The sequence below is a fragment of the Promicromonospora sp. NPDC059942 genome, assembly GCF_042731755.1.
In the GTDB taxonomy this organism is placed as follows: domain Bacteria; phylum Actinomycetota; class Actinomycetes; order Actinomycetales; family Cellulomonadaceae; genus Promicromonospora.
In genome coordinates this window covers 1-20,164 of record NZ_JBHWLR010000036.1, presented here as the reverse complement: position 1 = coordinate 20,164, position 20,164 = coordinate 1, and the positions used below count along the sequence as shown (strand labels likewise).

General features: G+C 73.7%; 19 protein-coding genes. 12 read left to right on the top strand and 7 right to left on the bottom strand.

Annotated features, from left to right (window positions below):
- Nucleotides 1-73 precede the first annotated feature (73 nt).
- The 4 genes from aroC (at nt 74) to ACFV9Q_RS28440 (ending at nt 4,147) form a co-directional block, all read left to right on the top strand.
- Nucleotides 74-1,303, top strand: coding sequence for a chorismate synthase (aroC, locus tag ACFV9Q_RS28455; protein WP_377237194.1), 1,230 nt, complete (start codon nt 74-76; stop codon nt 1,301-1,303).
- Nucleotides 1,304-1,338: 35 nt separating this feature from the next.
- Nucleotides 1,339-1,920, top strand: coding sequence for a shikimate kinase (locus ACFV9Q_RS28450; protein ID WP_377237201.1), 582 nt, complete (start codon nt 1,339-1,341; stop codon nt 1,918-1,920).
- Nucleotides 1,917-3,074 carry a 3-dehydroquinate synthase gene (gene aroB / locus ACFV9Q_RS28445; protein ID WP_377237193.1) on the top strand — a complete coding sequence of 386 codons (1,158 nt, stop codon included), beginning with the start codon at nt 1,917-1,919 and terminating at the stop codon, nt 3,072-3,074. The genes ACFV9Q_RS28450 and aroB overlap by 4 nt, the downstream gene beginning before the upstream one ends.
- A gap of 119 nt (nt 3,075-3,193) precedes the next feature.
- Nucleotides 3,194-4,147 carry a hypothetical protein gene (locus tag ACFV9Q_RS28440; RefSeq protein WP_377237192.1) on the top strand — a complete coding sequence of 318 codons (954 nt, stop codon included), beginning with the start codon at nt 3,194-3,196 and terminating at the stop codon, nt 4,145-4,147.
- Between the two features lie 78 nt (nt 4,148-4,225).
- Here ACFV9Q_RS28440 and ACFV9Q_RS28435 read toward each other — a convergent pair whose 3' ends face one another.
- The 3 genes from ACFV9Q_RS28435 to ACFV9Q_RS28425 all read right to left on the bottom strand — a co-directional run bounded on the left by ACFV9Q_RS28435 (nt 4,226) and on the right by ACFV9Q_RS28425 (nt 6,633).
- On the bottom strand, nt 4,226-4,999 hold the full coding sequence (locus tag ACFV9Q_RS28435) for a glycerophosphodiester phosphodiesterase (protein ID WP_377237191.1): 774 nt from the start codon (nt 4,997-4,999) through the stop codon (nt 4,226-4,228).
- Nucleotides 5,000-5,052: 53 nt separating this feature from the next.
- Nucleotides 5,053-6,024 (bottom strand): alpha/beta hydrolase, encoded by a 972-nt coding sequence (locus tag ACFV9Q_RS28430; RefSeq protein ID WP_377237190.1) that lies wholly within the window; start codon nt 6,022-6,024, stop codon nt 5,053-5,055.
- Between the two features lie 69 nt (nt 6,025-6,093).
- Nucleotides 6,094-6,633, bottom strand: a complete 540-nt coding sequence (locus ACFV9Q_RS28425) for a TetR/AcrR family transcriptional regulator (RefSeq protein ID WP_377237189.1) — start codon at nt 6,631-6,633, stop codon at nt 6,094-6,096.
- A gap of 129 nt (nt 6,634-6,762) precedes the next feature.
- Between ACFV9Q_RS28425 and ACFV9Q_RS28420 the strand changes: the two genes are divergently transcribed.
- The 3 genes from ACFV9Q_RS28420 to ACFV9Q_RS28410 all read left to right on the top strand — a co-directional run bounded on the left by ACFV9Q_RS28420 (nt 6,763) and on the right by ACFV9Q_RS28410 (nt 10,786).
- On the top strand, nt 6,763-7,725 hold the full coding sequence (locus ACFV9Q_RS28420) for an SDR family NAD(P)-dependent oxidoreductase (RefSeq protein WP_377237188.1): 963 nt from the start codon (nt 6,763-6,765) through the stop codon (nt 7,723-7,725).
- 95 nt (nt 7,726-7,820) lie between these two features.
- Nucleotides 7,821-9,191: an alpha-hydroxy-acid oxidizing protein gene (locus tag ACFV9Q_RS28415; protein ID WP_377237187.1), complete on the top strand. Its 1,371-nt coding sequence runs from the start codon at nt 7,821-7,823 to the stop codon at nt 9,189-9,191.
- A gap of 122 nt (nt 9,192-9,313) precedes the next feature.
- Nucleotides 9,314-10,786: an MFS transporter gene (locus tag ACFV9Q_RS28410; protein WP_377237186.1), complete on the top strand. Its 1,473-nt coding sequence runs from the start codon at nt 9,314-9,316 to the stop codon at nt 10,784-10,786.
- A gap of 83 nt (nt 10,787-10,869) precedes the next feature.
- On the opposite strand, the gene ACFV9Q_RS28405 is transcribed toward ACFV9Q_RS28410, so the two are convergent.
- The gene (locus tag ACFV9Q_RS28405) at nt 10,870-12,129 is read right to left on the bottom strand and encodes a sigma-70 family RNA polymerase sigma factor (protein ID WP_377237185.1); all 1,260 of its coding nucleotides are present in this window, start codon (nt 12,127-12,129) and stop codon (nt 10,870-10,872) included.
- A 171-nt stretch (nt 12,130-12,300) separates the two neighbouring features.
- Between ACFV9Q_RS28405 and ACFV9Q_RS28400 the strand changes: the two genes are divergently transcribed.
- A complete protein-coding gene (locus ACFV9Q_RS28400) occupies nt 12,301-12,678 on the top strand; it encodes a YrdB family protein (RefSeq protein ID WP_377237184.1) in 378 nt (125 codons plus the stop codon).
- A 191-nt stretch (nt 12,679-12,869) separates the two neighbouring features.
- On the opposite strand, the gene ACFV9Q_RS28395 is transcribed toward ACFV9Q_RS28400, so the two are convergent.
- Nucleotides 12,870-13,226, bottom strand: a complete 357-nt coding sequence (locus ACFV9Q_RS28395; protein ID WP_377237183.1) for an iron chaperone — start codon at nt 13,224-13,226, stop codon at nt 12,870-12,872.
- Between the two features lie 194 nt (nt 13,227-13,420).
- On the opposite strand from ACFV9Q_RS28395, the gene ACFV9Q_RS28390 reads away from it, so the two are divergent.
- A complete protein-coding gene (locus ACFV9Q_RS28390; RefSeq protein WP_377237182.1) occupies nt 13,421-15,205 on the top strand; it encodes a DUF222 domain-containing protein in 1,785 nt (594 codons plus the stop codon).
- A gap of 356 nt (nt 15,206-15,561) precedes the next feature.
- On the opposite strand, the gene ACFV9Q_RS28385 is transcribed toward ACFV9Q_RS28390, so the two are convergent.
- Nucleotides 15,562-17,103, bottom strand: coding sequence for an MFS transporter (locus ACFV9Q_RS28385; protein ID WP_377237181.1), 1,542 nt, complete (start codon nt 17,101-17,103; stop codon nt 15,562-15,564).
- Nucleotides 17,100-18,245 (bottom strand): alcohol dehydrogenase catalytic domain-containing protein, encoded by a 1,146-nt coding sequence (locus ACFV9Q_RS28380; protein ID WP_377237180.1) that lies wholly within the window; start codon nt 18,243-18,245, stop codon nt 17,100-17,102. The genes ACFV9Q_RS28385 and ACFV9Q_RS28380 overlap by 4 nt, the downstream gene beginning before the upstream one ends.
- 209 nt (nt 18,246-18,454) lie before the next feature.
- On the opposite strand from ACFV9Q_RS28380, the gene soxR reads away from it, so the two are divergent.
- From soxR to ACFV9Q_RS28365, 3 genes are all read left to right on the top strand, one after another.
- Nucleotides 18,455-18,943, top strand: coding sequence for a redox-sensitive transcriptional activator SoxR (soxR, locus tag ACFV9Q_RS28375; protein ID WP_377237179.1), 489 nt, complete (start codon nt 18,455-18,457; stop codon nt 18,941-18,943).
- Nucleotides 18,944-19,018: 75 nt separating this feature from the next.
- A complete protein-coding gene (locus ACFV9Q_RS28370; protein ID WP_377237178.1) occupies nt 19,019-19,648 on the top strand; it encodes a hypothetical protein in 630 nt (209 codons plus the stop codon).
- A gap of 90 nt (nt 19,649-19,738) precedes the next feature.
- Nucleotides 19,739-20,164, top strand: a 426-nt coding sequence (locus tag ACFV9Q_RS28365; RefSeq protein WP_377237177.1) for a type II 3-dehydroquinate dehydratase, incomplete at its 3' end; no start/stop codon positions are given.

Genomic DNA, 20,164 nt, shown 5'->3' with positions numbered 1-20,164 from the left:
TCGTCGTGGCCGTCGGTGTGTCGCCCACCGGACCGGTGCGCCGACCCCGTCATGCGCGTGAAACAATCCGACCATGCTGCGTTGGTTGACATCGGGTGAGTCGCACGGTCCCGCTCTCGTGGGCATGATGGAGGGTCTGCCCGCCGGGGTGGAGCTCACGACGTCGGACATCCAGGGCGCCCTGGCGCGACGCCGCCTCGGCTACGGCCGCGGCGCCCGGATGAAGTTCGAGCAGGACCAGGTGCGGGTGCTCGGCGGGCTGCGCCACGGCCTCACGCAGGGCGGTCCGCTCGCGATCGAGATCGCCAACACGGAGTGGCCCAAGTGGACCGACGTCATGTCGGCCGACCCGGTGGCCGCCGAGGCGCTCCTGGTCGACGCCGGCACGGGCGACGAGCGCGAGGTGGCCCGCAACCGGCCGCTGACGCGCCCGCGTCCCGGGCACGCCGACCTCATCGGCATGCGCAAGTACGGCTTCGAGGACGCGCGGCCCGTGCTGGAGCGCGCCTCCGCGCGCGAGACCGCGGCCCGGGTGGCGCTCGGCGTGGCCGCCGCCAAGTTCCTCGAGCAGGCGCTCGGCATCCGCCTCGTCTCGCACGTGGTCGCCATCGGCGAGGCCGAGGCGCCCGACGACGCGGCGCTGCCGACCCCCGACGACGTCGCGGCGCTGGACGCCGACCCGGTGCGCTGCTTCGACGCGGCCTCCTCCAAGCTCATGGTCGAGGAGATCGACCTCGCCAAGAAGGACGGCGACACCCTCGGCGGCGTCGTCGAGGTGCTCGCCTACGGCGTGCCCTCCGGCCTGGGCACCTACGTGCAGGGCGACCGCCGGCTCGACGCACGGCTGGCCGCGGCCCTCATGGGCATCCAGGCGATCAAGGGCGTCGAGGTCGGCGACGGCTTCCGCACCGCGCGCCGTCGCGGCAGCGCCGCGCACGACGAGATCGTCCGCGGCACCGCTCCCGACGGCCGCCCCGGCATCGAGCGCACGACCAACCGTGCCGGCGGCATCGAGGGCGGCATGTCGAACGGCGAGATCGTGCGCGTGCGCGCCGCGATGAAGCCCATCTCGACCGTTCCTCGCGCGCTGCCGACCGTGGACACCGCCACGGGCGAGCCCGTCACGGCCCACCACCAGCGGTCCGACGTCTGCGCGGTGCCGCCCGCCGCCGTCGTCGCCGAGGCGATGGTGGCCCTCACCCTGGCCGAGGCCGCCGTCGAGAAGTTCGGCGGCGACTCCGTGGCCGAGGTGCGGCGCAACCTCGAGTCCTACGTGGCCGCCATCCCGGAGCTGCTGCAGTGACGCGCTCCGCCGACGCGACCCGCCCGGTCGCGGTCATGATCGGACCACCCGGCTCCGGCAAGTCGAAGGTGGGCCGCACGCTCGCGGCCGGCCTCGGCGTCACGATCCGCGACACCGACGCGGACATCGAGGAGAGCGCCGGCAAGCCCGTCAGCGAGATCTTCGTGGACGACGGCGAGCCCCACTTCCGCGAGCTGGAGTCGGCGGCCGTGCTCGCCGCGCTCGCGGAGCACGACGGCGTGGTGTCGCTCGGCGGCGGCGCCGTCATGAGCCTGGCCACGCAGGCTGCCCTGACTCGGTACGCGGCCGACGGCGGGCACGTCGTCTTCCTCGACGTGCCGCTGGCCGTCGCGGCCCAGCGGGTCGGCATGAACCAGGCCCGGCCGCTGCTGTTGGGCAACCCGCGCGCGCAGTGGCAGAAGCTGATGACCGAGCGGCGTCCCACGTACGAGCGCCTGGCGACGCTGACGATCGTGTCGAGCGACCGGCCCGGCGAGCAGGTCGCGGCGGAGATCATCGAGGCCCTCGGCCTGGAGCTGCGCGTGCCGGAGCTGATGGACCCGAAGCGGGCCGAGGAACACGCCCAGGAGAGCAAGAGCGAGGAGAACGTCCAGTGAGCACCGACAGCGCCCCCACCCGGATCACGGTCCGGGGAGACGCTCCCTACGACGTCGTCATCGGCCGCCACCTCCTGGGTGAGCTGCCGGGGCTGGTGGGCAAGGCCGCCAAGGTGATGGTGATCCACCCTGCCGCGCTGTCGGCGACGGCGGACGCGATCGCCGAGGACCTCAAGGCGGCGGGCTACGAGGCGTTCGTCGCGGAGGTGCCGGACGCCGAGTCGGCCAAGACGCCGCAGGTGGCCGCATTCCTCTGGGGTCTGCTCGGGCAGCTCGACTTCACGCGCTCGGACGCGATCGTCGGCGTCGGCGGGGGAGCGACCACCGACCTCGCCGGCTTCGTGGCGGCGACCTGGCTGCGCGGCATCCGCGTGGTGCACGTGCCGACCACGCTGCTCGCGATGGTCGACGCCGCCGTCGGCGGCAAGACGGGCATCAACACCGCCGAGGGCAAGAACCTCGTGGGCGCGTTCCACCCGCCGGCCGGGGTGCTGTGCGACCTCGCGGCGCTCGGCTCGCTGGACAAGTGGGACCTCGTCGCGGGCCTGGCCGAGGTCGTCAAGACCGGCTTCATCGCGGACCCGGTGATCCTCGACCTGGTCGAGGCGCACGTGGACGAGCTGCGCAACTGGGCGGGCGCCGACGCCACGGACGAGACCTGGGCCGTGATCGCCGAGCTCGTGGAGCGGTCCGTGCGGGTCAAGGCCGAGGTCGTGGGCGAGGACCTCAAGGAGGCCGGCCTGCGCGAGATCCTCAACTACGGGCACACGCTGGGCCACGCGATCGAGCTCGTCGAGCGCTACCAGTGGCGCCACGGCGCCGCGGTGAGCGTCGGCATGATCTTCGCCGCAGAGCTCGCCCGGATGGCCGGCAAGCTCCCCGACGACGTCGCCGACCGGCACCGCTCCATCCTGGACTCCCTCGGGCTCCCGGTGCACTACCGGGGCGACCGCTGGGACCAGCTGCTCGCCGCGATGCGACGGGACAAGAAGGCGCGCGGCGACCTGCTGCGGTTCGTGGTGCTGGACGACGTCGCCAAGCCGGTGCGGCTGGAGGGCCCCGACCCGACGCTGCTGGCCGCCGCGTACGCCGAGGTGGCCAAGGAGCCGCCGACGAGGGGCCCGGGCACCCCGGTCACGCTGACGCTGGGCTGAGCTCTCTCCTTCGAGGCCCGGGTTTCTTCGTTTTGAGCCTCCTCAAAGCGAAGAAACCCGGGCCTCAAAAACGTCTACTTTGCCAGCGCAAGGGGCTAAGCAGACATTAGCCTCGGTGCATGATCACCGATCCCGGCTTCCGGGCCGCGCGCAAGGCGGGCTCACCCCGCATGTTCGGGCTGCTCTTCCCGCTGGTGTTCCTGGGCTTACTGGTCTTCCTCGCGGACCCCTTCTCGTCCGACGACGGCTCCGGCCCGCCGACGGCGTTCCTCGTTGTCGCCGGCATCGCGGCCCTGATCGTGCTGTGGATCTTCGTCAAGGGGGTCCGGCGCTGGGCGCGCAACCGTGGCGCCTGGTCGCGAGCCGCGCGCGGCGCGGTGTCCCTGACCCTGAACGGCGAGGCCGTGGCCGCGCAGCGAAAGGTGTCCGGCCGGCCGATGCGGACGGTGGTGGTCGAGCACCGCGGGCACCAGCAGTACCTGCACCTGCTGTTCCCGCAGGACGCGCCGGTCGACACCATGGTTCCCGGTCGGGTGACGGTCGAGTTCTTCGCCGGCGACACCGTCGAGGGCCCGGCGCGCCTGCTGCTGGCCGACGGCCGGACGCTGTGGGCCTTCACCTCACAGCTCGGGACGCGGGCAGAGCCGAAGCCGCGGGCGACCAGGTCGTCCGACGCGAGGTCCGCCACGACGACCGGCACCGCGTCCGACGGGAGCGCGGCCCTGCTCGTGCCGGCGACGATCGTGCCGGCTGCGCCCGGCGACCGCGGACGGGGCGGCGACGGACCCGGTGACGGACCGGGCGACGGGCTTGGCGACGGGCTCGGTGGCGGGGTGCCGTCGCCGGATCCTTCGGCGAGCGCGGCGTGGTCGGGCGGCGACGGCTGGACCGGCGGCAGCTCCTGGGGCGGCGACTCGACCTGGACGGGCTCGGACGGCGGCGGTGGTGGCGGCGCCGGCCACGGTGGTGGCGGTGGTGACGGCGGTGGCTGGTTCGGCGGCGGTGACTCGGGCGGCTGGTCCGGGGGCGACTCCGGCGGCGGTGGCGGCGACTCGGGCGGCGGCGGTTCCTGAGGCGTACCGGGCCGGACGCCGCCGCTCCCGACGGCGGTGCTCACGCCGCGACTCCCGCCGCCGCTACTCCCGTCGTCCCTACTCCCAGAGCCCCCGTTCGACGAGCACGTCCTTGAGCAGGTCGGCGCGGTCGGTGATCAGGCCGTCCACGCCGTCGTCGATGAGCTGCCGCATCTCGTCCGGGTCGTCGACGGTCCAGACGTGCACCTTCTTGCCCAGGGCGTGCGCCGCGGCGATCGACGCCGGGTCCACGACCGTGATCGAGCCCTCGCGCACCGGGACCTGCAGCGCGTCGACGTCGCGCAGGGCCCGGCGGGACAGCGCCGGCACGTGGACGCGCACCCCGGTCAGGAAGCTCGCGATCTCCTTGCGTCCGGCCGACGTCGCGACGGGGCGGGACAGCTTGGTGAGCGTCGCGCGGCGTCGGGCCACCTCGAAGGAGGTGACGCACACGCGGTCCCACGCGGAGGTCCGCTCGATCGCCCGGGCGACCGGCCCGACGCTGGAGGAGTGCTTGACGTCGATGTTCACGCGCAGGTCGGGCCAGCCGCCCAGCAGGTCCTCCAGCAGCGGCACGGGTTCGACGCCGCCGATGCGGGCCTCGCTCACCTCGGACCACGGCAGCTGGGCGACCAGGCCCGTGCCGTCCGTGGTGCGGTCGAGCGACTCGTCGTGCAGCGCGACGGCGACGCCGTCCACCGTCCCGTGCGCGTCCGTCTCCACGTACCGGTAGCCGAGGTCGACGGCGGCGCCGAACGCCGCCAGGGAGTTCTCCAGCCCCTCGGTGCCGGCTGACGCGTGCGCGAACCCGCGGTGGGCGAGGGCCTGGAAGGGCCCCTCGAAGTAGGTCACTGGCTGTCCCTCACGAAATCGAACCTCACGAACTGCATCTCAGGCATCAATTCTCAGGCATCGATGCTGCTGTCGGTCCATTTCAACATGCCGTCGAGGTAGGCCTCGCGCGGCTCACGGGCCGACAGCGACAGGTCGTGCACGCCGCCCGGCACGACGAGCTCGGTGACGTCCAGCCCCAGGCCGGGCGCGAGCGCGGCCATCTGCCGGACGTCGAGCACGGTGTCCTGGGCGTCGAGCAGCGGGTTGTCCAGCGAGTCCGGCCCGGACGAGTCGGAGCGGGCGAGCAGCACGGGGCACGCGATCTCCAGCCCGGCGGCGACGCGCGCCTGCCCGCGCCGGATCGCGACGAACCACCCCACGCGGCCGGGCAGGCCCTCGGGACGCTTGAGGGTCGTGTCGAACTCCCAGCGCCCGCCGTTGGCGGCGAGCAGGTGCTCGGCGTACCGGGACGGGCCGTCGCTGATGATCGCGGTGCTCGCGAGCCGCCCCACCGTGTCGAGCACGCGGGTGCCGACGGTGCGCTGCCAGTGCGGCGCCCGCAGGTCGAGGAACGGTGAGTTCAGGACCAGCGCCTCCGGCCCGGCGTCGGCCCCCGCGGCGTTGCGGTGCGCGTGCGCCCACAGTGCGGCCGTCAGCCCGCCGGTCGAGTGGGCGTGCACCACGAGCGGCAGCCCTGGCTCCAGGCCGCGCACCGCCCGCGCGGCCGCCGCGATGTCGCTCGCCTGCTCGCGCAGGTCGAGCACGAAGTGCGGGATCTGGTCGGGCTGCAGGGACCGTCCGGCGGCCCGGAGGTCGACGGCGTAGAACGCGTGGCCGGCCGCGGTGAAGGTGCGGGCCAGGTGCTCCTGGAAGAAGTAGTCGTTGTAGCCGTGCACGTGGATCACGGCCGCGCGGGGCGCCGGCCGGTCGGCCGGGTACGGGTAGCGCACCAGGGTGGCCGGGCCGAGCGGGGCCTCCTGGAACGGCTCGCCGAGCAGGTGGTCGGTGCGCCAGTCGAGCGCGTCTTCCGGGGAACCAGGCACCTGGGGATCGTATGTCGAGGACGGCCCTTGTCGCAGGTCGCGGCTGGCACGCGCCTGGGTTTGCCCTGGTCAGGCCGGCCGCAGCCCCGCCAGCAGGATCTCCAGGAACGGCCCGCGGTCCGACGTCGCGCCCAGCCGCACCGCGTGCTCCATCCCGCACACCAGGTGCTCCACCTGCTCGGTGGTCAGGTCCGGCCGGACGACGCCGGCGGCGCGGGCCCGGACCAGGATCTGCTCGAAGCCCGTGAGGATCTCGTGCTTGGCCTCCCGCACCTCGTCGGACTCGTCCTCGGCGGACAGGAGCACGGGCTGCAGACCGCCCTCCTCGAGCTGGAGGTCGAGCGCCGAGCGCAGGAGGTTCGTGATCGCCGTGCGCGGGTCGGGCTCGCCGACGGCCTCCCGGGTCAGGACCCGCAGCCGTTCGAGCGTGTCGAGGGTCAGGGCCTCCACCAGGGCGTGCGTGGTGGGGAAGTGCCGGTAGACGGTGCCGACCCCCACGCCCGCCTCCCGGGCCAGGTCGTTGAGGCGGAGCGCGCCGGGGTCGTGGCGCCGGGCGACCTCGAGGATGCGCGCGCGGCTGCGGGCGGCGTCGGACCGGAGAGCGGGCATGGGGTGATCCTACCGCAGAAACGGATGGATGATCCGCTTCTGGTGCTACGCTCAAACGGATACATCATCCGTATGGGCGGTGGAAGTGATGTCGCCCTGCCCCGAACCACAAGAGAACCGAGGATCGACATGACCTGGGACCCCGCCCACCTTCCCGACCAGAGCGGCCGCACACACGTCGTGACCGGCGCCACCGCCGGCATCGGGTACTTCGCGGCCGAGCAGCTCGCCGCGGCCGGCGCGCACGTCGTGCTCGCCTCCCGTTCCGCGGGCAAGCTCGCGACCGCCGTCGCCTCGATCGAGCGGGAGGTGCCCGGCGCCCGCCTCGACACCGTCGTCGTGGACCTCGCCTCCCTGGCGTCCGTGTCCGACGCCGCCGCGCGGATCGCCGCCCTGCCCCGCGTGGACGGGCTGCTGCTCAACGGCGGGGCCATGGCCCTGAAGGGCAGTGCGACGACCGCCGACGGGCTGCCCCTGCTGCTCGGCACCCACGTCGTCGCGAACGCCGCGCTCCTGGCGGGCGTGCTCCCGGCGCTCGCGGCCACGGGGGAGCGGACCGGCACGCCGGCGCGGGTGGTGCACACCTCCACCGGGTTCGTCACGCAGTTCCCGGTGGCCGTCGACGACGTCCGCCGGGTGCCGCGCGTCGCCGTCGTCGCCTACACGAAGGCGAAGACGGTGACCGAGGTGCTCGCGTTCGAGCTGGCGCGCCGGCTGGAGGCCGCCGGAACGCCCGTCCTCTCGCTGGTCACCCGGCCGGGTGTGGGCGTGGACGCCCGGACACCCCACCGCGCCGGGATCCGCGACGCGACCACGCCCTACCGGCCCAACCCCTACACGCCCTGGGCCCAGGGCAAGGACGGCGCCGCCTGGTCGGCGGTGCGCGCCCTGACCGACCCGCAGGCACGCAACGGCGACTACTACGCGCCGGCCGGGCGCCTGCGCGGCATCCCGGTACGGGTGGACCCGACGGCCCGGACGGCGTCGCCGGAGGGTGACCTCGCGACTCGTGTCTGGGACCAGGTCGAGGAGCTCGCGGGGACGGCGCTGGGGATTCCCGCGGGGGCGGGCGAAAAGCAGAGCCAGGGGTAGGCACCCGCCGATAACGGCATTGACGATCAGGACCTCGCCGATACCGACCTCGCTGATACCGACCTCGCCGATAACGACATGGCAAGATGTCCGACATGCCTACTAACGGCGGGATCAATATCGGCCGGACGGTGCAGTCGGCGATCTACCGCGACGGGGTCTACGGCCGCCGGCCCGCCGTGCCCACCGACCCCGACGCGCTCGCCGCCGCCGCCCGCCGCCGCATGACCCGCACCGGCTGGTCCTACGTGGCAGGCGGCGCCGGCGCGCAGCGCACCGTGGCGGCCAACCGGGAGGCGTTCGGCCGGTACCGGATCGTGCCGCGCCAGATGGTCGACGTCGGACAACGGTCGCTCGCCACGACCCTGCTGGGCCGCGAGCTGCCCGCTCCCGTGCTGTTCGGGCCGGTCGGTGCCCTGGAGCTCGCCGTACAGCACCAGCGGGGCGGCCGGGCCGCCGCGCCGCGCAACGCCGAGCCCGCCCTGGCCCGCGCCGCCCGCGACCTCGGCCTGCCCGTCGTCATCTCGTCCCAGGCGTCCACCCCCATGGAGGACACGGCCGCCGCCCTCGGCGACAGCCCGCGCTGGTTCCAGCTCTACTGGTCGTCCGACGACGCCCTGGTCGAGTCCTTCGTCTCCCGCGCCGAGGCGAGCGGCTGCGAGGCGATCGTCGTCACCCTGGACACCCACGTGCTCGGCTGGCGCACCGCGGACCTCGACCTGGGCTACCTCCCGTTCGCCCGCGCCGAGGGCATCGCCCAGTACCTGAGCGACCCCGTGTTCCGCGCGCTCGTCGAGGCGCGGGTCCAGGCGTCGGCGGCGTCGTCGGAATCTGCGCCCGCCAACCGGCCCACCGTCGCCGCCGTCCGCTCGCTGTTGTCCATGGCGCGACACCACCCCGGCCCCACCCTGCGCAACCTGACCCAGCCCCACGCCCGCGCCGCCGTGGAGACCTTCCTGGAGGTGTTCTCCCGCTCGACCCTCACCTGGGCCGACCTCGCCCGGCTGCGCGAGCGCACCACCCTGCCGATCCTCGTCAAGGGCATCCAGCACCCCGACGACGCCCGCGCCGCCCTCGACCACGGCGCCGACGGAATCGTCGTGTCCAACCACGGCGGCCGGCAGATCGACAACGCCGTCGCCTCGATCGACGCCCTCGGGCCCGTGGTCGACGCCGTCCGCAAGTGGTCCGGGGCGTCCGGTTCGGAGACGGCCGGCTCTGTCCCCGGCTCCGTCCCCGTGCTCTTCGACTCCGGGGTCCGGACCGGGGCCGACGTCTTCACCGCGCTCGCACTCGGCGCCGACGCCGTCCTCCTGGGCCGCCCCTGGGTCTACGGCCTCGCGCTCGCCGGGGCCGACGGCGTCCGCGCCGTCGCCGAGCACGTGCTGGCCGAGCTCGACCTCACGATGGCGCTCGCGGGTGTCTCCGGGACGGACCAGATCGGCCGTCACAACCTGGCGCTCTGACCAGCGCGTCCGGCCAGCGCGTCCGGCCAGCGCGTCCGGCCAGCGCGTCCGGCCAGCGGGTCGGTATGAGATCGTGACCGCTCCAGCACCCACGATTCATGCGACGCGGGCAGACTGCGGCCATGACCGACGCCCTACCCGGACCCGACGCGCAGCCCTCCTCGGCGAGCGAGACACCGAAGCCCCCGAGGATGGGCCTGGAGCTGCAGGAAGGCGTGCGGATCCCGCGCCGCCAGGTGTTCTCCTGGGCGCTCTGGGACTGGGGCACCCAGCCGTTCAACACCGTGATCCTCACGTTCGTGTTCACCGCGGGCTACCTGATCTCGGCTTCGTTCCTCGACCCCGCCGTCGCGGCCCTCGGGGAGGACGACCCCGCGTACCAGCGCGGCCTCGCCGAGCTGACCAGCGGCCTGGGCCTGTGGACCACGCTGGCCGGCATCCTCGTCGCGGTGCTGGCCCCCGTGCTGGGGCAGCGCGCGGACGCCTCCGGACGCCGCAAGGCCTGGCTCGCCGGCGCCACCGCCGGGATGGTGCTGTGCATGCTCGCGCTGTGGTTCGTCGAGGCAGACCCGGTCTACTTCGTCTTCGGCGCGATCGTGATCGGCCTGGGCAGCGTGCTCAGCGAGATCGCGGGCGTGAACTACAACGCGATGATGGTGTCGGTCGCCACCCCCCGGACGGTCGGCAAGGTGTCCGGACTCGGCTGGGGCCTGGGCTACGTGGGCGGCATCCTCATGCTGCTCCTGGTCGTGATCGCCAACGGGGCCGACTGGTGGGGCATGCCCACCGACAACGGTCTCGCGTACCGGGTCATCGCGGTGGCCTGCGCCCTCTGGGCCCTGGCGTTCGTCTGGCCCATCTTCACGTTCGTGCCCGAGCTGCCGCCCACCAAGGGCCGGCCCGCCGTAGGGTTCTTCGCCAGCTACGGGGTCCTGTTCCGCGACATCAAGGGCCTGTGGCACACCGCCCGCCGGACCTTCTGGTTCCTGCTGGCCAGCGCCGTCTTCCGGGACGGCCTGAGCGGCGTCTTCGCGTTCGGCGCGATCATCGGCAGCGTCAGCTTCGGGTTCTCCTCCGACCAGGTGATCATCTTCGGCATCGCCGCGAACCTCGTGGCCGGCGTCAGCACCATCCTGATCGGCCGCCTCGACGACCGCTTCGGCCCCCGGTCGGTCATCCTCGCCACCCTCAGCGTCATCGTCGTCGCCGGCCTCGCCGTCGTCTTCCTGCGCGACCTCGGCCCGATCGTGTACTGGGTGGGCGGGCTCGTCCTGTCCGCGTGCGTCGGCCCGGCGCAGGCCGCCTCCCGGTCCTACCTCGCCCGCGTGACGCCCGCCGGCAAGGAGTCCGAGATCTTCGGCCTCTACGCCACCACCGGTCGCGCGACGTCGTGGATGTCGCACGGCCTGTGGACCATCCTCATCGCCGCCACCGGCGCGACCATCTGGGGCACCCTCGGGATCATCGCCGTGGTGCTCGTCGGGCTCGTGCTGATGTGGTTCGTGCAGGACGCGCCCGTCGCCGACGCCGGTACGCCCGCCCGTCCGACGGATGCGGCCCCGGACGCGACGCCGGACCCGACGGGCGTGGCCTAGCCAGGGTCTGCCGTCCGCCCGGCGAGACCCCGGGCGGACGGACCCTGGGCCGGCGGGGCCCCGTCCGCCCGTCCGCCTCGGGTCTAGCGGCCCTGGGCGGCGGCCTGTCGGGTCGCGGCCCGCGCGGCCAGCCCGCTCCTGAGGGCGGCCTGGAGCCGGTCGAGGTCCACGAGCGGCCCCAGGTGCCCGAGCTTGTCCGGGTTGATCACGCCGCGGATACCCGCGAGCAGACCGTCGGAGACCTCGAACGACCAGGTACCGATCAGGCCGCCGCCCACGACGTCGTCCGCCACGATGAGCAGACCCGGCTCGCCGCCCACGAGCGCCCGCTCGAAGTGGAGCGGCGCGCCCCGGCCGACGAAGGACGCCAGCATCCGGGCGACCGTCACGCGGCCCGCGACCGGCCGGGCGATCGACATGCCCTGCGGCACGTTCCCGCCGCCGTCGCCCGTGAGCACCACGTCCTCGGCCAGCAGCTCCAGGAACGAGTCCACCGCACCCTCCTCGCACGCGGCGAGGAACCGGGACACGAGCTCCTCGGCGCGGGCCCGGTCGCTCGCGGTGCGCGGCCTGAGGTTCGGGGTGCGGGGCGCGGGCTCGTCCTGCTCCGGGCGCTGGGGTGTCGGGGGCTGCTGTGGTGCGGGCTGCTGTGTGACGGGCTGTCGTGCTACGGACTGCTGTGTTACGGACTGCTGTGTCATGGGCTGCCGCGTCACGGGCTGCGGTGCTACCCGCTGCGCGATCCGCCGGCGGGCGCGCGATGCGAGCTGCCGGGCTGCCACCTCGCTGGTGCCGATCACGTCGGCGGCCTCGCTGTGCGGAAAGCCGAGCACGTCGTGCAGCAGGAACGCTGCCCGCTCGGTCGGGGTGAGGGTCTCCAGCAGCACCAGGAACGCGGTGGAGAGGTCGTCGGAGAGCTCGGCATGGCGCGCGACGTCGGGCGCCGGCGTGGCCATCGCGACCGGCAGCGACGGGACGGGACCGACCAGCGGCTCCGGGAGCCACTCGCCCACGTACTGCTCCCGCCGGACGCGCGCCGAACGCAGCACGTCGATGGCGATGCGGGTCGTCACCGTGGTGACGAACGCGTCCGGGTTGCGCACGTCAGGCGCCTGCGAGACACGCGTCAGCGCCTCCTGCACCACGTCCTCCGCCTCGGCCACGCTGCCCAGCATCCGGTAGGCGACCGCGAACGAGAGCGGACGCAGCCGGCCGAGCGCGGCGTCGTCCAGGAAGGTGCCGATGCCGGGAGCGGTGCGGGCGCCGGGAGCGGTGCCGGACGGCGTCGCGCCAGTTGTCGCACCGACTGTCGCAGCGGACGGCGAGGAGTTGGGCTCGGTCATACGGACATGCTCTCGCGTCATACCCCTCTGACGGGACAGGGGCGGCATACGTGACACTCCCGCGCGATCTTCGCCGGTCCGAAGGAGGTTCCTGAGGCCCGGTGAACGTGGGCCCGACAGTGTGGGGGACGGCAGGTGAGCCCTGCTCCCGCGGTGCGTACTCTGGCGCGCGTGAGAACAACTGCACTCGTCGTGCGTTTCCTGCTCGAGCTCGCGCTCGCCACGGGCGCGGGCTACGCCGCCTGGAACCTCGCCGACGGCGGATGGCGCCTCGCCGCCGTCGTCCTCGCGCCGGCCGCCGTGATCGCGCTCTGGGCGACGTTCCTCTCGCCGAAGGCACCCGTGGCGATCCCGGCCTGGGCACAGATCGGCATGGAGGCAGCCCTCTTCGGCGGCGTCGGATACCTGTGCTGGCGCGCGGGAGTCCCCGCCGCCGGGGTGACGCTCGCGGCCGTGTGGGCGGTCGACCGGCTGGTGCTGTGGTTGACCCGCGGGCGCCCGAGCGTCTTCGAGATCGAAGGCGGACCCGGGCCTCGCCCGGCGGCCTGAGGAGGCGGCCTGAGCCGGCGGCCGGGGTCTGGCTCCTTCGTGGGGGCTAGGGCTGCCGGCTGCCGGCTCCGGCCGTCGGCAGCGGGCGGCAGGCGACCGAGCGGCTCGGAGCGGGTGTCGGGCATGAGCGCTCCTCGCGCACCGAACCGGCGGTTCGGCGTCCGCTCGTCGCGTCCGCGCAGTGTGTCCGCTCAGCGTGAGCGCATGGCGTCTATCTCGTCGCGGCGGAACAGCACGAGGCGGTCCAGGACGTCGTCCGGCAGCGGCTGGTCCGGGGTGAACCGGACGGTGCCCTTCGACGTCGAGAAGCCGGTCAGGTCGGGGGCGAGCGCGTCGATCGCGGGCGGGCTGAACGGGTACAGGCCAATGTGCTTCGCCGTGGCGCGCGCCGAGACCAGCGGGCTGCCGCGGTAGCGGAGGGCGGCCATGCCGTAGCTCATGCCCTCCTCGGCGTCCGGCACGAGCTCGAGTGCCCGCGCCCGCACGTGCTCGACGGCGTCCTTGGCCGGCCCGTCCAGGCCCGCGATGTACTCGGTGAACTCGCCCATGAGCACAGCCTCGCGAGGTCCGGCGGTTTCCGCGAGAGCAGGGGTGTGTCGGACGGCGGACGCGCGGCCCTCGTCGTCGCCCGTCCGATGTGCGAAGAGTTATCCACAGATTTGAAGTGTGCCTCGCGATGCGTATGAATGTTCGAGACAATGGTGTCAGGTGAACGCGACGGGCGGGCGAGGGGGTGGCACGGGTGGACTCGAACAGCATGGTGTCCGGTGGTGTGTCACCGGCGGGTTCGTTGGAGGGTGTGCTGGCCCGGATCGAGACGGCGGTCGGCGAGCTGGCCGGCCTGGTCGCGCCGGGTGTGTTGGATGGTTGGGGCGCGCCGACGGTGGCGCGGTTGATGCAGGCGCATGCCCGGATCCGGCGGGTGACGGGCCGGTTGGATGGTGTGCGGTTCACGGTGCTGCCGCGGATCGAGGACGACGGGTCCTGGCGCAGTGGTGGCATGTCGCGCACGTTCGCTGGGTGGTTGCGGCTGCGTGAGGGCGTCTCGGCGGGCACGGCCCGCAAGGACGTGACCACCGCCCGGCGTCTCGCGCAGGCCTTGCCCGCGACACGGGAGGGTCTGGTGGCCGGCACGTTGGGTGTGGACCATGCCCGGGTGATGGCGGAGGTCGCGCCCACGAGCCAGACGCGCCAGGACGCGTTGGCGTGGTTGATCGAGACCCGCACGGGGCAGACCACGACGCCGGAGGCGTTCGTACAGACCGTCAGCGTCGACTTCCCCGACCCGGCCGATGACCCGGACGGTTCCCGCACCCGCGACCGGATCACGAAGGCGCTGGAGACAGCGATCGGTGAGGGGGCGCTGGTCACGGGCGAGGGTCTGGTCCTACGCGAGGCCGGGGTGCTCAACGCGGACCAGTTCCGGGTCGTCGCGCGCCGGTTCGCCACGATCACCGACCCGGACACGGACGACGTGGAGGACGACAAGGCCGCTGAGGGTGAGTTCCTGGACGTGTCCAAGACGCTGGGCGGGTTCCACGTGGCGGGGTTCTTGACCGACGAGCACGGCCTGCTGCTGACCACCGCGTTGAACGCCGTGACCGGCGCCCCGGCGGTGGGCGATGACCGGAGCCCGGGCCAGCGCCGTGCCCAGGGCCTGGCCGACATCGCCCACCTCGTGCTGGACACGAACCAGGCCTCGCCGGGTGCGTCGATCCCTCCGCACCTGAATGTCACGGTGTCCTTGTCGGAGCTGCTCACCCAGGTCACCCGCACCCGTGAGGGCCTGTGCCTGACCTGCGGACAGAACGTCCCGGGCCGGGCGGGCACGCCGAGCACGGGTGCGGGTCCGGTGATCGCTGCTGGGGCTGCTGGGGCTGCTGGTGGTGCGGCTGGGGTCAGCGGGTCGGTCGAGGGTCCTGGCGCTTCGTCATCGCCCGGTGCGCCAGGTGGTGCCCCCACCAGTGCGAGTCCTGATGCTGCGGGTGCTGGTGTGCCAGGTCCGGGTGTGTCGGGGTCGGGGTCGGGGTCGGGGTTGTTGGGTTCGGGTGGTGCGGTGTTCACGGAGTCGGGTGGCCGGGTGCCGGTGGGATTGTTGCGCCGGTTGGCGTGTGACAGTGCGGTCACCCGGGTGGTGTTCGGTGCGGATGGTGCGGTGCTGGATGTGGGGCGTGCGCAGCGCACGGTCACGGGCCAGATGCGGCGGGCGGTGATCGCACGCGATGGGCATTGTGTGTTCCCGGGCTGTGATCAGCCGCCGTCGCGGTGCGAGGTGCATCATGCGGTGACGCACTGGGCCCAGGGTGGTGGCACGTCGGTGGCCAACAGTGCGTTGCTGTGCTGGTTCCACCACCAGCTCGTCGACGCCCGCGGGATCGCCATGTCCTGGGCGGGCAAGCCCACGACCGTCAACACCTCGGGTGTGCTGGTGGAGACGGGGTGGGTCTTCACCGACGCGCGTGGTCACCGCATCCGCCTGCCCGAACCCATCGACCCACCCGCCGCATCACCAGCCACTGCCGCATGATGCCCGGGCCTGCACGGCCACGGCCGCTGTCACCAACAGCAGCCGTGGCCCGATCGCCCGCGCCGAAGGGCCAAGGCGCGTCGCCGACAGCCGACCTCGACACCGCCGAGGTCTTCGCCGACCCAAGACGTCGCCCACGAAGTCGTCGCCCACCAAGGCCTTGACCGCCGGTCGTCGCTCGCCAAGGTCTCGACCATGTAGTCCTCGCCCGCCGAGTCCTCGGCCTGCCTACGACCCGCTCCGCCCTGCTCTGCCCTGCTCCGCACTACGACCCGGTCCGCCCTACGCCGCTCCGCCCTACGCCGCTCCGCCCCACGACGCTCCGCCCTACGCCGCTCCGCCCTACTGTCCCGTGCTCAAGGCGCAACGGGCGGCACCACGACGCGGGTCCGCCCCGCGAGCGCGAGCGCGGCCGTCGCCAGCAGGCCCGTGAGTCCCAGCACGACGGCGTAGGCGGGCAGCCCTGCGATGTCGTACAGGGCCCAGAGCAGGGCGCCGGTCGCGGACGAAGCGATGGCGGCCGCGACGGCGTCGGCCACCTGGAGGGCGGACGACGCCGAGCCCTGCTCGTGCGGTGGCGCCAGCTCCAGCGTGAGGACCGACAGCGTCGGGTACACGAGCCCCATCCCGCTGCCCGAGAGCACCCAGAACGCCATCCCGACCGCGGCCGGCAGGTCCGGGAGCACGAGCATCGCCGCGCCGACCATCCCGAGGGCGAGCAGGCCGCCGCCGAGCCGTACGTACCCGGCGTGGCTCAGGCGCAGCAGGTTGCGCCCCCGCACCCAGGACGCCGCGGACCAGCCCAGCGCCCCGACCGTCAGGATCAGCCCGGCGCCGCCAGGGGTCAGGTGCCGCTCGTGCACCAGGAGCAGCGGCAGCAACACCTCGGCGCCCGTGAACGCCCCCGACACCAGTGCCCGCACCGACACGACGGCGGGCAGCCCGCGTCCCGCACGCAGCACGGACAGCGCCAGGCGGAGCGCGTGCCGCAGCGGTCGATCGGCGTGCCCGACGTCGGGCAAGCGCTCCGGCGAGGCGTTCTCGACGGCGCTGCTGTTCGTCAGGGCGCTTCCGTCGCCCGTGCCGTCGACGAGGGCGAGGTCGGCGCTGCCGCCGGCTCCTTCGGCCCGCGGGCCGAGGTCGAGGCCGCCGTGGTCCCGCGCGCTGTCGTGCGCTGCGACGCCGCCCTCGCCCGGTTCGTCGTCCGGCATCCGCTCGTCGTCCGGCATCCGCCCGTCGTCCGGCACCTGTCCGTCGCTCGGTGCACCTCCCGCGCCCTGTGCCGCCGTCAGCCCGGGCCGCATCAGGATCGCGGCCGGGACGGTGAGCGCGGCCGCGCCGAGGAAGACCCAGCGCCAGCCGAGATGGTCCACGACGAGACCGGCAAGCCCCGGCCCCACGATCGCGGGAACCACCCACGCGGCGGCGAACGCCGAGAAAACGGCCGGACGCCGCTCCGGCGCGAAGACGCGCGCCACCAGGACGTAGAGCGCCACACCGAAGAGCCCGCTGCCGACCCCCTGGACCGCGCGTCCGGCGATCAGCGCGCCCATCCCGGTGGCGGTTCCCGCGACCACCAGGCCGACCACGAAGAGCGCCACGCCGGTCCACATCGCCGGCGCCGGACCGGTGCGGTCGCACCAGCGTCCCGCCGTGAGCATGCCCACCACGCTGGTCGCGAAGACCACCGCGAAGGCGAACGTGTAGTGCCGCAGCCCGTCCAGGTCGACGGCGATGGTGGGCATCGCCGTCGCCACGGCTAGCGCCTCGAACGCCCCGAGTGAGCAGAGCGCGACCATCCCGATCAGGACGAGGCGCTGCGCCCCGGGGCTCAGGGTGCCCGGGCTCGGGGCGTCGGGGACCGAACCTGTCCGTTCGGTGGAGACCGCCGCGGTCACACCAGCACCACCTTTCCGGTGGTGCGGCGCTCCTCGAGCTCGCGGTGGGCGCGGGCGGCCTCCGCGAACGGCACGCGGTGCGTCGCCACCCGCCAGCGGCCCGACGCCGCGTTCGCCAGCGCGCGCTCCTGGTACGGCCGTTGGTCGCCCATCGGCGGAGCCTGCGGCCCGACGGCGTAGCGCACCTCGATCGGCGACTCGATCCGGCCGGCCTCCGCCCAGGACGTGTAGCGGTTGGCCGTCCCGGATGCCCAGCCGTACGCGACGAGCCGGCCGGGAGCGACGTCGTCGCCCGCCCTGCCGTTGGCTGCGCTGCTGCCGTCTGCACTGCTGCCGTCTGCACCGCCGCCGTCCGCACCGCCGCTGTCTACACCGCTGACCGATTCCCCGCCCGCGCTGCCGCCCGCACCACGCAGCAGGTCCGTGGCGGCCGTGCCGAGCTCGCCGCCCACGCCGTCGAGCACGAGGGTCGCGGGGGAGCCGCCGAGCGCCGCGCGGGCGGCGTCCGGCCAGCCGGGGGCGGAGTAGTCGACCAGGGCGAGCCGGTCCGTGTCGGGCAGCAGGTCTCGCAGGACCTGCAGCTTCGCGGCGCCGCCCGCGAGCGCGACGACGCGCGCCCCGGCGCGCAGCGCCTCCTGGGCGAAGAGCGTGCCGAGCCCGCCCGCGGCGCCCGTCACGACGACGACGTCGTCCGCCGTCACCGCGGCGAGGTCGAGGGTGTAGACGGCCATCCGGCCGGTGCCGATCATGGTGATCGCGTCCGCCGGGTCGAGCGGGGCGCCGTCCGCGCCGTCGGGCAGGGCGTGCAGCTTGTCCGCGCCGACGACGACGCGCCGGGCGTACCCACCGCCGTCGGGCACCGGCCCGAGGTGCGCCGCCACGTGCCGCCCGATCCACGAGGAGTCGACGCCGGAGCCGACGGCGGCCACGGTGCCCGCGATCTCGCGGCCCGGCACCGTCGGCAGACTGGGCAGCGGGAGCGGCGGTCCGGCCTCGCCGCGGCGGAGGCTGGTGTCCAGGAGGTGCACCCCGTGCGCGACGGCGTCCACGAGCACGTCGCCGGGGCCGGGCACGGGGTCCGGGACCTGCTCGAGCACGAGGACCTCGGGCGGTCCGAAGGAGTGGTGTCTGATCGCGTCCATGCGCACATCCTTTAACCTGAACCAAAGTTGAGGTCAACACCTGCCCGAGCTGCACTGCCCGAGCTGCACTGCCCGAGCTGCACTGCCCGAGCTGCACTGCCCGAGCTGCACTGCCCGAGCTGCACTGCCCGAGCTGCACTGCCCGAACCTCGCTGTCCGAACCTGCTGACCTGAGTTCCCGAGTTCTCGTGAGTCGTTGGAGGCCACGCATGGAAGCACCCAACCCCGCCGTCCCCTGGGATCGTGACGAGCTTACCGTCGGCGATCTCGCCGCCAGGAGCGGTGTCGCGGTGTCCGCGCTGCACTTCTACGAGCGCAAGGGCCTGATCACGAGCCGGCGGACGTCGGGCAACCAGCGGCGCTACCGGCGCGAGACGCTGCGCCGGGTCGCGTTCATCCGGGTGTCCCAGCGCGTCGGGATCCCGCTCGCCGACATCGGCGCGGCGCTCGACACCCTGCCGGGGGACCGGACGCCCACCGCGAAGGACTGGCGCCGCATCTCGCAGGCCTGGCACGACGACCTCGACGCGCGGATCGAGCAGCTCTCCCGGCTGCGTGACCACCTCACGGACTGCATCGGCTGCGGCTGCCTCTCGCTGCGCCGCTGCGCGCTGACCAACCCGCACGACGCCCTCGCCGAGGCCGGGCCCGGCCCGCGGACGCTCCTGGTGGACGGCCTGGAGCCCGACGGGGCGTGAGCGAGGGCGGGGGTGTCAGTGGCTCGGGGTAGCGTGCGCGACGCCGGACACCAGCAGTCAGTCGAAGGGGAAGCCGTGGGGACGTATTTCGAGTGGGTCGCCGACCTGGACGCGACCGAGGCCGAGGCCCGCGAACTGGGACAACGGGTCGTGGACGCGCTCGTCGCGCGCGGTGTCCTGTTGCCGGAGGTGTCCCCGGCCGCGGCGCTCGGCGGTGACGGACACCCGCCAGGCAAGGCGTGGGCGGACACCCTCGCCGGGTCGGTCGCCGGGTCCGTCTCCGGTGAGGCTCCGTGGGGCATGTCGGTCGGGGTCGGCCGCGAGGTGTACGACGGCGGGCAGGGCGACGTCGACACGGTGACCTGTCCCCGGTGCTCGGTCCGCAGGTCGTTCTTCGGGCCGCCCGAGGAGTTCGGCCCCACCTGCTCGGACGAGGACGGGCTGCGCTGGTTCCACGACGCGGCGGTCGCCTGGCGCGACGGCGGTGATGGCGTTGGCAACGGTGACGGCGACGGAGAAACCGATCTGGTGTGCCGGGAGTGCGGCGCCGCATCCCCGGTCACGGAGTGGTCGGCCAACGACGCGGCGCTGGCCTGCCTGGGCTTCACCTTCTGGAGCTGGGACGAGCTGGGGCCCCAGGTGATCGACTGGGTCGCCGAGGCGACGGGCGGTCACCGGATCGTGCACGGCAGCGGCAAGGTGTGAGGTCCGGCCGCGCCTGAGACCAGCGCCCCTGAGGCCAGCGAGTCCGAGATCCGGCGACGTCAGCCGTGGTGGCCCACTAGGCTCGCGGCCATGGCTTCTGCACTGCCCAGCGTCCTGGTGCTCAACGGTCCCAACCTCGGCCGGCTCGGTGTCCGCGAGCCCGAGATCTACGGGCACGCCTCGATGGCGGACCTCGAGGTCGCCGCCGCGAAGTGGGGCGACGAGCTCGGCCTCGCGGTCGCGGTGCGGCAGACCGACGACGAGTCCGAGATCGTCGGCTGGCTGCACGAGGCCGTTGATGCCGGTGCCCACGTGGTGCTCAACCCCGCCGCGTTCACGCACTACTCGTACGCCCTGCGCGACGCCGCGGCGCAGGTCACCACGGCGGGGCTGCTGCTGGTCGAGGTGCACCTGTCGAACCCCTGTTTCTTCTACACATCTGCCGCTGCCGACGCATACGAGAGCGTAGATCGCAGCGGCCGAAATAGCACTAACAAAGTGTGGGGGAAGGGGGAG